The organism is Candidatus Manganitrophaceae bacterium, from assembly GCA_012960925.1.
GTDB lineage: Bacteria > Nitrospirota > Nitrospiria > SBBL01 > JAADHI01 > DUAG01.
On sequence record DUAG01000077.1, the window covers coordinates 1 to 1,635 of the forward strand.

Genomic DNA, 1,635 nt, shown 5'->3' on the forward strand with positions numbered 1-1,635 from the left:
GACTTCTCCTTGGCCTTGATGAAGCTCGGCCTCTTGCGCTGGATCGCAGTCATTTGATGCTCCACTTCCTTGACGTGTTTGAAGTTTTCATCCGCTGTCCTCTTTTCTTCCTTCGCCGACGGCTTCTTCACCACCTGCAATTCCTCGTCGCCACTTGTCTCCACCTTGGTCGTGGTAGGCTGTTTGAGGCTCAGAGCCTGGCCCTGCGGCACGCTTGGCTTCACGCGGAGGTTTCTGATTTTGGCCGCGTCTTCCCTCAGCTCGAGGATTTCTCTTTTCCTCCTTGCTGCCCTCCTGTGCTTTTTTGCCTCAATTGCCGACTCGTTGAACGCTTCGACTGCTTCATCCGCTATTTCCGGCTCACCCCTCGCCAAGAGCAACGCGTGGTACTCGTCTAATCGTTCCTCCATGACGGCGACAGCCGCTTTCAAGGCGTCATCCCTCATAGCATCCTCCGTAGTGACTGCCCTGTCGATGTCCTGCAATAGCATCGCCACCACGTCTCTCACCTGGGTCACCTCCGCGCGAAAGGCCACCCGTGCATCTGCCAGCATTGTGGCGCCCTCTGATGATGTGGAATTGTTGGCCTCTTTCATCTTGGCCTTTTTGGTCGCGTCTTTTCCGTCTCCGGGAACTGAAGCTGCAGTACCAGCATTGGCGGCGGACCCCCCTGCTTTGCCCATCGTCTCCGGGTCCGGTAAATCCGCAAAATTAAACTTGAGCGTTCCACCATTCTGGCTGCCGCCGTCCGAGTCCTCGGCCTCGGGATCGGTCTCCTCCTCATGGCTGCCCCTCGGGACGCCATCCTTCTTCTTCTTTGTTGGCGTATGATGGACCATATTCGCGTCCTCGCCTCCTTTCCTAGTGGATGAATTTACTACTACTTCTTCTCGATTACCGTACCAATTCGGTTGACTTGTTGTCCTGGTTGACTCCCGCGTGGATTTCTTAGGCTTGGACTTGTCCTCTCCGCTCATTGGGCGAGGTTAGAGTCCAGGTTTTGCACCATCACGTTGTTGCTCCATGTATGAACAGGTGATCGATAATGAGAAGAGACAAGATAAGATCCTGCTGGGTTTGCCAGGATCAGATCCTAAACCAATGACGGACTGACGATGCCGTCTGGATGGATGTCGCGGTGCCTAGAACCGATCGACAGAAGCCCGGAGGAATGAAGCGATCTCCAATCCCTGGATGAACGAAGGAATACCGGAGTGAAAGGCCACAAAGCAATAATACATGTTTTGGTAACAATGTTTAGTGCTTTATTTGCAATGGCGTAATATCAACTGATCATGTAATAAACAACAAGTGCGTGGTCACGTGAAATCGGATCGAGTCATAGAACGAGTCTTAGAACTTTCCTAATCTACAATAACACCTAATCCACACAATCCCAGCGATTAGGGAAGTCTAAGGAGTGCAACCCCTGGGCCAAATGGGAGGGGACTTTAACTTACTTGTGTTTGTTTTTAATTTTACTTTTTATTGCTCAAGTGAGCGCAAGAAATTAAGGAAGGACGAAAGGAAATCCTTTCGCCGTGTAATGGTCAGACCCCGAAATCAAGGGAATGCTTAAATTAATTCGAGGTTTTTCACATTTTGAGCTTTCCTGGGTGGAGTTTTTTGTCGGCT

Annotated in this window: 1 protein-coding gene; it reads right to left on the reverse strand. The window is 51.0% G+C overall.

Going from position 1 to position 1,635, the window contains the following annotated elements; translation table 11 throughout:
• Nucleotides 1–839, reverse strand: an 839-nt coding sequence (locus tag EYQ01_10675) for a hypothetical protein (GenBank protein ID HIE66250.1), incomplete at its 3' end; no start/stop codon positions are given.
• Between the last annotated feature and the right edge of the window lie 796 nt (nucleotides 840–1,635).